This window comes from Loigolactobacillus rennini DSM 20253 (genome assembly GCF_001436505.1).
GTDB classification, from domain to species: domain Bacteria; phylum Bacillota; class Bacilli; order Lactobacillales; family Lactobacillaceae; genus Loigolactobacillus; species Loigolactobacillus rennini.
The window spans coordinates 1-1,682 of sequence record NZ_AYYI01000054.1 but is presented as its reverse complement, the minus strand read 5'-3'; the positions used below and the strand labels follow the sequence as shown (position 1 = coordinate 1,682).

1 protein-coding gene is annotated in these 1,682 nt (G+C 34.6%); it reads right to left on the bottom strand.

Annotation, left to right across the window (positions count from 1 at the left end):
* Positions 1 to 193: 193 nt before the first annotated feature.
* A complete protein-coding gene (locus tag FC24_RS07645) occupies positions 194 to 1,486 on the bottom strand; it encodes a DUF6056 family protein (protein WP_057874302.1) in 1,293 nt (430 codons plus the stop codon).
* Positions 1,487 to 1,682 lie beyond the last annotated feature (196 nt).

The window sequence follows — 1,682 nt, the reverse complement described above, 5'->3', positions numbered from 1 at the left end:
TTATGGGTTTTTCTGTCCATTAATATGTTCAACTTAAATTTTACAATCTACCTTATAGCAAAAAACATCCGCAATTCGATTTAAACTATTGAAACCAAAGCCAAATAATTAAAATCTAATTGCGGATGAAGATTTAGTTACGTTCAAAGCGAGACGAGAAAAAATACTATAGCGCCTAGTACATACATTATATTTAAAACAAATGCGTAAAATAATTAAATAGTGGTAAAACTAAAAGCAACTGAAAAATCCAAGTCGTTTTATTTGAATACTGATGTAATACCTGTTTTAAAAGCACTAGAGCCACCACTAGCAAAAAAATTGCGGGACAAACTAAGACGCGAGTTCCCGAGGCATAAATTGTTGGAGAAAACCACATAATCATGCTGGATAATAAGGCGGCCAAGCAACATAATAATAGGAAGATCGGCTGATCAACAACAAGCATCATATTCCAGAGTAATAATATTAAAAATAAACTAAATAGTGCATAAACGGTAATTCCTTGGACAAAGTTTTTAATGGAGGCTGTTAGAATAACTTTATTAATAAAATTAAAATTAGTAAATATTTCTGGCTGTACCAAATAACCGGCAAGGGAAATAAGGTACCCTAGGCTAAAAATAACGCGCGTTTGATTATTTTTTAATAGTGCAAATGCTAGGATAGCGAGCAATACTAGTAGCCATAAAAAGTTTTGGCTGATTGCTGTGAATAACCAACTGATACCGATTCTAAAATGACTTAATAATGAGAGTTGATTAAAATCAGGAAATCGGTTCTTGATTTCTGCTTCCATTCGGACAGCGTTTCCTGGTGCTAGATACATAACAGCTGAGCCAATAATGAAAAATAGCGTGTTTAGGCTGGGAATCCAAGCAGGTTTACGGTGTTGCCAAAACATCGTCGCAATGTATATGAGTCCAATGCCAACTGCGCTGGCGATGAACTGTTCATTGGAAAGTGAGAATAATAAGCCGGGGATTAAAAAAAACCAATCATGTTTGGATGTTTTATCCTTAAAGTAGCTATCCGCAAATGGTATTAAGGCGCAAGCTCCCAATGCAGCAGGCCATAAATAATTAGCTGATCCCGTTAGCCAAAGAAAACCATTTTGAATTACAGAAAAGTTAACGTAGCCTAGTAATAATGGGAATAAACACATCCGCTGCCAAGTAATCGGCTGCTGTGTAATGCGTAACAACGCAAAAGATAGTAAAGTAATAAAACCTAAATTAAGTAGGTGAAAGATAGCGACTGGTAAATGAAAGATATAATAGAGGACAAAATCTGGTAGTATACGTGCACTCCAAGTCGTATACCGTGAGATGACATACTTATTAATTGAGATACTACCCATCTTTGATTTATAAATACCGTCATCTGTTAATGGATTAAAACCAAACCGTGACAGATAAATAAAAAGCAACAATAATAAAGCACCAATAATAAGTAAGTTCTGCCAATTTATTCTTTTTCTTTGCATAATATCCTCCTTCAAAACAAACTAACACTTTACCAGTATACACAAAAATGTGGTTTGCTAACACCCAACATATGATGTTTGTCTTGTCACAGTATCGTTATTAATCTGAAGACAATCAGGAGTGACTAAAGCAGCTTTTCTGGCTCTTCGTCAACTGTTGTTGGTGAATTAATTATAAAAGTTCTAATCACTTTGT